This window comes from Microbacterium sp. C448, from assembly GCF_000582705.2.
GTDB lineage: Bacteria > Actinomycetota > Actinomycetes > Actinomycetales > Microbacteriaceae > Microbacterium > Microbacterium lacus_A.
The window spans coordinates 1-7,050 of the sequence record NZ_HG779630.1; the positions used below are offsets into that span (position 1 = coordinate 1).

The following is a 7,050-nucleotide window of genomic DNA, read 5'->3' on the forward strand; positions in this document are numbered from 1 at the left end:
TTAACGGAAGGATCTGACCCACGCACCTAGTGAGCACAGTGACAGCGATCGCGATGGCCGACCAGAACACCAGGTACAACCAGGCGAAGCCGCAACTGACTGCGAGCCGGGCCAGGTCGGTTCCGGTCAGGGTTCCCCCGCCGATGGTGGTGACCGCGATGGCGGAGACGATCGCTAGGCCCAGCACGACCAGTCCCCATATCGTCGCAAGGGCTGCGATCTTGCCGCCGGCCAGCGCGAAGCGCTGCACGGGGCGGCTGAGCAGCAGCGGCAACGTCCCGCGATGCTTCTCTTTCGCAATGGTGGCGTAACCCAACACGATCGCGAACAGCGCCCCGAGGATCTCGAGGTACTCCATCCCACCTCGCAGTAGTTGCAGGGGGAACAGCTGCGGGGCGGCGGGCGTCACACCGGAGCCGCTGGCAGTGACGTCTGCGACGTACAGGGTGTAGGCGTCCAGCTGCGCCCGGAAGTCGGCGGCGCCCACCGCGACCGAGATCACGGTGACGACGGCGAGGAAGCCGATCAGGATGAGGAAAAGGCGGTCGCGGCGCAGTTCCAGGATCTCTTTGCGGGCCACCGTGGCGATGTCAGTCATGAAGGGCACTCCGGATCTTTCGTCGAGGGATCACGGTGATCGCGATCAGGCCCGCGAGCAGGAATATCGCCAGGACGAGGACACCGGCCCCGGCGCTGCCGACCACCAGGTCGTTCTGGAGCAGCACGCTCGCGGTCGTCTTGAACTGTTCAGTGATCGCGAGCGGGCCGGTCAACGCGGACAGGACCGAGAACGAGTCCCCCGCGACGGGAACAGCCGGCACGGGGTTCAGCAGTGCCACAGGCCGGGCGGCGGAGCCCAACTGGGGCAGCACGAATGTGATTCCGCTCCACACCACGAACGGCACAAGGAAGGCGGTGCTCTCGCGGCGGGCGAACAGGCCGGAGATCATCCCGATGATCGCGAAGACCATCAGCAGCAACCACGACGTGCCCGCGAAGCCCACCAGCCGGGCGGTGAGGTCCCCGCCGAGGGGGGTTCCGGTGATGATCGCGATCGAGACCCAGCTGATCAGGGTGCTCACCAGTGACACCGTGGCAAGGACCAGCCCGATCCCGGCCAGCTGCCCGAGCAGACGCGCCTGGATGGCGAGAGGGCGGGTGAGCACCAGGATGGAGGTGCCCTGCTTGCGGTCGCGGAGCGTGGCCTGCGCGCCGAGGACGATCGCCATGAGGCACCCGATCAAGACAACGTAGATCGCCGAGTTACGTGCGTAGTACAGCGGGGCCACGTCAGTGAACGGGTTGGGCGCGGCGGTCAGACCCGCCGCGAGGATGCCCTCATACACGGAGGTGACGGTACGCGTGGTGATCCATCCGATAATCGCAGACACGGACACCATGCCGACGAACACCATCAGTAGCAATAGTGCGATGCGTGCGCGGGTGATGCTGAGCACCTCATGCCGGGCGCTCGTCCAGAAGCCATTCACGGTGTCCCGGCCCGCTCCAGCTGGAAGAAGATCTCCTCCAACGACTGCTCTTCGGGATACGCCGCCAGAGTGCTCGCGACCGTGTCATGGTGCACCAGGCGTCCTTGATTGAGGATGCCGATGCTGGTGCACGTGCGGGTGACCTCTGAGAGCAGATGCGTGTTCATGAACACTGTCAGCCCGAGTTCCTTGTTCAGTCGCACGATCGTCTCGCGCAGGGTTCGGACGCCCTCCGGGTCCAGGCCAGACGTCGGCTCGTCCAGAAAGAGAACGGCCGGGGCGTGCAGGATCGCCTGTGCGATCCCTACCCGCTGACGCATACCCTTGCTGAACGTGCCCAGCCGTTGGCTGTCGTGCCCCGTGAAGTCCAGGAACCGCAGAACATCCGCGATCCGTGCATCCGGGCGGCGCAACCCCGACAGTCGACCGAAGAACTGCAGATTCTCCACCAGCGTCAGATTGTCGTAGAACTGCACGTTCTCCGGCAGATAGCCGATCAGACTGCGCACCGCCGCAGCATCCGCGATGATGCTCTTCCCTCCGACCACCGCGTCTCCCGACGTCGGCGGAAGCAGGGTGGTCAGCATGTTGACCGTCGTCGTCTTGCCCGCCCCGTTGTGGCCGAGCAGGCCGAAGATCTCGCCCGCCGGGATCTCGACACTCACATCGGTGACCGCGGGTGTGGCCCCGAACCTGCGGCTGAGCCGCGTCAGGACGATCGCTGAATCTCTCATGACAGTGACGTTAGAACCCCGATCATGAGACCAGGATGAGAGACGATCGGCGAGCAGATGTCAGCTGCTTCGTCCACGAGCCGTCTCCGACCGCGACGTGCCGATGGGTGCGATGTCCGCAGCATGGTGGTGCTCTGCATTCGTCGCGGCGGGGCGGCGGATGAGTAGCTGCCTCCTTGGATCGAATATGGGCTGATCTGATCATCGGCGTTGGCCTGCTCGACAGGGACCTCCATCGAAGAGAATGCCCGAGATCCGTCCGCATACAGACGGACCGTCACCCGTCCGGGCGGGGTATCGGATGCGGCGCGACCAAACGCCTCTGTCTCTCAACAGTTGCAGCCTCTTGTGCGTTCATTTCGGCCTTCTGGTGACGCCCGCCCACGAGGTCGAACGACATGACTACGAGCCTCAGCCCGCGACGGCCGACGGCGTACAGTGAACCGAAATTTGGAGGAGAGCCTATGGACCCCTTGTCATTGCTCGCCCTGACCGCCGTCACCATTGGGGTGTTGGCTTACGCCGTCTACGGTGCCGTCCGCAAGGGTGTGCGCGATGGTCTAAAGGACGATCGTGAGAGACTCCGTGCGGAAGAGCACGCCGATCAGAACGGCGAGATGAAGTAGTCCTCACGCCAGTCCTCACCGGTTGGCGAACAGAATGCGAGTTGTTAGGGTCTTGCGAAGAGGTCAGGGAGGACCTCACGAATAAGGGGGGCGAGGTAGCGGACGTTGTCGCTGCTGTAGCCGTTTTCACCGTGGTCGCAGGCCGTTGCGGGTTCAATGGCGTCGGCCATCACGTCCTCCGGGTTCGTCATGGTCATCGGTCGAGGATGGTCCGGGTCGTGGTCTCCGGCCTGAGGTCGAGGCGTCGCAGCAGCTGGGCGTTGAGGGCGACGACGATCGTGGACAGCGACATTAGGATCGCGCCGACCGACATCGGCAGGATGAACCCGATGGGTGCGAGGACGCCGGCGGCGAGGGGGACGGAGATGAGGTTGTAGGCCGCGGCCCACCAGAGGTTCTGCTTCATCTTCCGATACGCCGCACGGGACAGCTCGATCACGGAGAGCACAGAGCGGGGGTCGTCGCTGGCGAGGATGACCCCAGCCGAGGCGATCGCCACATCCGTGCCCGCTCCGATGGCGAGCCCGACGTCGGCCTGCGCGAGGGCGGGGGCGTCATTGACGCCGTCGCCGACCATCGCGACCTTCCGGCCCTCTTTCTGCAGCTCTTGGACCTTCGCGGCCTTGTCTTCGGGGCGCACGCCGGCGAAGACCCGGTCGATGCCGAGATCCTGCGCGACGGCATGTGCGACGGCCTCGGCGTCTCCGGTGATCATGACCACCTGCACGCCCAAGACGTGCAGCGCGTCGACCGCTTCGCGCGACTCCGAACGCACCTCGTCGGCGAGCTTCAGCGCACCGATGACGTCCCCATCCTGAACGACATGGAGGATGATCGCGCCATCGGCACGCCACTGGTCTACGACGGGAAGCTCATCTGCGTTCTCTTCGGTGAGGAGGTGCGGTCCACCCACCCGGACGGTGGTGCCGTCCACGGTTGCGGTGACGCCAACGGCGGGAGACGAGGTGAAGTCACGGCTTCCGGGCACCGTGAGCTTCTTGTCGGCAGCGGCACGGACAATGGCCTTCGCCAGAGGGTGCTCACTGTCTACCTCGGCGGCGGCAGCGAGGGCGAGCACCTGGTCTGCGTCACGACCGTCGGTGACTGACACTTCGGAGACGCGGGGCTCGCCCTTCGTGAGGGTCCCGGTCTTGTCGAACAGCACCGTGTCAACGGTGCGCATGCTCTCCAACGCCAGACGGTCCTTGACGAGCACCCCGCCGCGCGCGGCGCGCTCGGTCGCGATCGACACGACCAGAGGGATGGCAAGACCGAGCGCGTGGGGGCAGGCAATCACCAAGACGGTGATCGTGCGGATGACCGCGGCATCCGGGAAGCCCACCAATATCCACACGATCGCGGTGATGGCCGCAGATCCCAGCGCGAACCAGAACAGCCACCCCGCGGCGGTGTCGGCGAGACGCTGGGCGCGAGAGGACGAGCTCTGCGCTTCGGTCACCAGCCGCTGAATGCCCGCGAGGGTGGTGTCGTCACCGGTCGCGGTGATCTCGACACGCAACCCGGAATCGGTGGCGACAGTGCCCGCCGTGACCGTGTCGCCCGTGCCGCGAGTGACCGTACGGGATTCGCCCGTGACCATGGATTCATCCATCGACGCGCGACCATCAATAATGCGCCCATCCGCGGGAACGCTGCCACCAGGCCGAACGACGACAACATCGCCAACGACGAGCTCAGTGGGTGAGACGACGACGACCTCGCCGTTCTCGACACGTTCCGCCTCATCCGGCAGAAGGGCGGCCAGGGAGTCGAGGGCGGAGGTGGTCTGGGCGAGGGAGCGCATCTCGATCCAGTGGCCGAGCAGCATGATCACAATCAGGAGTGCCAGCTCCCACCAGAAGTCCAGATCGTGATGCAGCAGCCCCACGCTCGCACCCCAGGATGCGAGGAATGCGACCGTGATCGCGAGGCCAATCAGGAGCATCATCCCGGGCTTGCGGGAGCGGATTTCGCTGACGGCGCCGACGAGGAACGGTTTCCCGCCCCAGACATACATCACCGTTCCGAGCACTGGCGACACCCAGGCGATCCCGGGGATGTCGGGGAGGGTGTAGCCGAGGATCATCGAGAACATGCCCGACAGGGCAACGGTCGGGACCGCCAGGATGAGCATGATCCAGAACAACCGCCGGAACTGTCCGACGTGATCCCCATGGCCACCATGACCCTCGTGACTGTCGTGACTGGCGCCCTCGTTTCCGTGGACGCCGTGGGCACTGTGCGTCTCGTGCCCGGCCGGGCTGGGGGAAGCGGGATGCGCGTGCGTATGTTCGACCTCGTCGTTGTGCGAGTGGCTCATGGTCATATCCTCCTCGGAGTAATGAACCTGTGGGGCTGCCAGGGCGGCGGACCCCGCGAGTGAAGTAGTCAGGCTGCGGCCGCGTATTTTGCGGGGTCAGCGTCGAAGCGGGGGCCGCATGCGGCGCAGCAGAAGTAGTAGCGGGTGCCCTCGTAGTCGCGGAACAGTCCCGCGGACTCGGCATCCGCCTTGACGACAACACTGCCGGCCATCACGGGGCATTGTGCGAGTTCCTCCGCGGATGGGGCGAGGAGATCTGTGCGTCCTTCGGCGGCGACCGCACCGTGATTGTTATGGCTGCAGCAAGATCCAGTGGGGGAATCGGACATGTGGGTGTTCCTCTTTCACGTTCGAGTGGTTCGTCTCTGACGCGGACAACCATATACCCACCGGGGGTATTCCTGTAGAGTGTGCGGAGCGGCATGAACTCGCTCAAATAGACGTCTACTGAAGCAGATTCGCGCACTGGTCCAGGAACTCGTCACTCGGCTGTGGGCGGTGAATCAGTTCCCCGAGGGTGCGCAAAGTCGACGGTGCTAGCGTGTGTCGCGGGAGGGGAGAGACAAGCATGCAGATCGCATCACGCATTCAGCGTCAGCAACTGTCGCTGCGCGTCCTTCTCCCGCTCGTCGGTGCGGCTGTCTTGATCATCGTCGGCCTGCTTGGCATGCATACCTTCAGTGCGGATCCAGCCGGCCACGGCACCGTCACCGCACACCACTCCGCGACGACGATGGCCGCGGATACCGGCCACGACGCACTGACACCGGCAGCCTCCGAGGCTGCCTCCGTTCCCTGTGATGACGCCTGCCTCTCGGGGACAGGGCAAGGCCATCCGGACATGACCACGGCCTGCATCCTCGCGCTGCTTGCCGGACTACTCCTCCTACTGCGCCCAATCCTCGTGGCCCGTCGTCTCGGGCCGCCTCTGCAGATCGTTGCGTCCTCAGTGCGCCTGCAGGCTGTGAGTATCCTGCCGCGCACACCCTCGCCCTTAGCCCTCTCGATCAGTCGTACCTGATAGGTCGCAACCGGCATCTCGCCGGCATCATCGCGTCCCCTCTGCGTGGCGCGCTACTCCCGACCCCTCACACACGACCCCATCGAAGGAATTACTCATGAAGAAGCTTCCCCTTGCCTTCGGCACTGGCATGCTCAGCCTCGCTCTCGTTCTCACGGGCTGCGCTGACGCATCAGCACCGACAGGCGAAACCACCACATCGTCCGATACCTCGTCCACCGCCACGGCGAACGACGCCGACGAGATGTTCGTGACCATGATGATCCCGCACCACCAGCAGGCCATCAAGATGGCCGACATCGTGCTCACCAAGGACGGACTCGACCCACGTGTCGCGGAGCTCGCCCAACAGATCAAGGACGCCCAAGGCCCAGAGATGGACCTGATGCTCGGCTGGCTCGAGAACTGGGGCGTCGAGTACGACCCCGACGCCATGGGCGGCATGGACCACGGATCAATGGACGACTCCGGCGACGGCATGATGTCCGACGAAGACATGACGGCCCTGGAAGAGGCAGACGCCACGCAAGCGAGCCGCCTCTTCCTCGAACAGATGATCATGCACCACGAGGGCGCCGTGGACATGGCGCGCACCGCGCTCGACGACGGTCAGAACCAGGACGTCCTCGACCTCGCCCAACAGGTGATCGACGACCAAACCGCCGAAATCTCAACCATGCAGGACCTCCTCAACGAGCTGTGAAACTTCCGGGCGGGTCGACACCCGAAACGGCCCGCCCGGCCTCACCAGGTCACAACACCCCCAGCTCCCGCACCCCCGCCCGCGATCTGTCGCCCGGTGCGGAAACCTTTTACTACTACCGGAGACCTGAATCGCCCCGGGTGTCGTGGAGGGTCT

Annotated in this window: 9 protein-coding genes; 3 read left to right on the top strand and 6 right to left on the bottom strand. The window is 64.9% G+C overall.

The genetic code is table 11. The annotated features are described in order from the left end of the window. The 3 genes from MIC448_RS04890 to MIC448_RS04900 form a co-directional block, all read right to left on the bottom strand. On the bottom strand, positions 1 to 598 hold a 598-nt coding region (locus tag MIC448_RS04890), incomplete at its 3' end, for an ABC transporter permease (RefSeq protein ID WP_036296878.1). After that, positions 591 to 1,490, bottom strand: coding sequence for an ABC transporter permease (locus MIC448_RS04895; RefSeq protein ID WP_036296859.1), 900 nt, complete (start codon positions 1,488 to 1,490; stop codon positions 591 to 593). The genes MIC448_RS04890 and MIC448_RS04895, both read right to left, overlap by 8 nt. After that, on the bottom strand, positions 1,487 to 2,224 hold the full coding sequence (locus MIC448_RS04900) for an ABC transporter ATP-binding protein (protein WP_036296862.1): 738 nt from the start codon (positions 2,222 to 2,224) through the stop codon (positions 1,487 to 1,489). Before MIC448_RS04900 ends, MIC448_RS04895 begins: the two co-directional genes overlap by 4 nt. Positions 2,225 to 2,688: 464 nt before the next feature. Between MIC448_RS04900 and MIC448_RS04905 the strand changes: the two genes are divergently transcribed. Further along, positions 2,689 to 2,850: a hypothetical protein gene (locus MIC448_RS04905; protein ID WP_185740470.1), complete on the top strand. Its 162-nt coding sequence runs from the start codon at positions 2,689 to 2,691 to the stop codon at positions 2,848 to 2,850. A 44-nt stretch (positions 2,851 to 2,894) separates the two neighbouring features. Here MIC448_RS04905 and MIC448_RS04910 read toward each other — a convergent pair whose 3' ends face one another. The 3 genes from MIC448_RS04910 to MIC448_RS16600 form a co-directional block, all read right to left on the bottom strand. Beyond that, entirely contained in the window at positions 2,895 to 3,047 is a 153-nt protein-coding gene (locus MIC448_RS04910) for a hypothetical protein (RefSeq protein ID WP_158497520.1), read from the bottom strand. Next, complete coding sequence (locus MIC448_RS04915; RefSeq protein ID WP_373457221.1) at positions 3,044 to 5,176, bottom strand: heavy metal translocating P-type ATPase; 2,133 nt, start codon at positions 5,174 to 5,176, stop codon at positions 3,044 to 3,046. Before MIC448_RS04915 ends, MIC448_RS04910 begins: the two co-directional genes overlap by 4 nt. A 62-nt stretch (positions 5,177 to 5,238) precedes the next feature. After that, positions 5,239 to 5,382, bottom strand: coding sequence for a YHS domain-containing protein (locus MIC448_RS16600; RefSeq protein WP_306342084.1), 144 nt, complete (start codon positions 5,380 to 5,382; stop codon positions 5,239 to 5,241). A gap of 356 nt (positions 5,383 to 5,738) precedes the next feature. Here MIC448_RS16600 and MIC448_RS04925 point away from each other — a divergent pair, with 356 nt between their 5' ends. Continuing rightward, a complete protein-coding gene (locus tag MIC448_RS04925; RefSeq protein ID WP_036296872.1) occupies positions 5,739 to 6,191 on the top strand; it encodes a DUF6153 family protein in 453 nt (150 codons plus the stop codon). Between the two features lie 97 nt (positions 6,192 to 6,288). Then, the gene (locus tag MIC448_RS04930) at positions 6,289 to 6,894 is read left to right on the top strand and encodes a DUF305 domain-containing protein (RefSeq protein WP_036296875.1); all 606 of its coding nucleotides are present in this window, start codon (positions 6,289 to 6,291) and stop codon (positions 6,892 to 6,894) included. The last annotated feature ends 156 nt before the right edge of the window (positions 6,895 to 7,050 follow it).

Excerpts from the sequence above, each read along its gene's own strand:
- MIC448_RS04910 (WP_158497520.1), bottom strand. The coding sequence starts at position 3,047 with ATGACCATGACGAACCCGGAGGACGTGATGGCCGACGCCATTGAACCC.
- MIC448_RS04905 (WP_185740470.1), top strand. The coding sequence starts at position 2,689 with ATGGACCCCTTGTCATTGCTCGCCCTGACCGCCGTCACCATTGGGGTG.
- MIC448_RS04900 (WP_036296862.1), bottom strand. The coding sequence starts at position 2,224 with ATGAGAGATTCAGCGATCGTCCTGACGCGGCTCAGCCGCAGGTTCGGG.
- MIC448_RS04925 (WP_036296872.1), top strand. The coding sequence starts at position 5,739 with ATGCAGATCGCATCACGCATTCAGCGTCAGCAACTGTCGCTGCGCGTC.
- MIC448_RS16600 (WP_306342084.1), bottom strand. The coding sequence starts at position 5,382 with ATGGCCGGCAGTGTTGTCGTCAAGGCGGATGCCGAGTCCGCGGGACTG.
- MIC448_RS04930 (WP_036296875.1), top strand. The coding sequence starts at position 6,289 with ATGAAGAAGCTTCCCCTTGCCTTCGGCACTGGCATGCTCAGCCTCGCT.
- MIC448_RS04915 (WP_373457221.1), bottom strand. The coding sequence starts at position 5,176 with ATGACCATGAGCCACTCGCACAACGACGAGGTCGAACATACGCACGCG.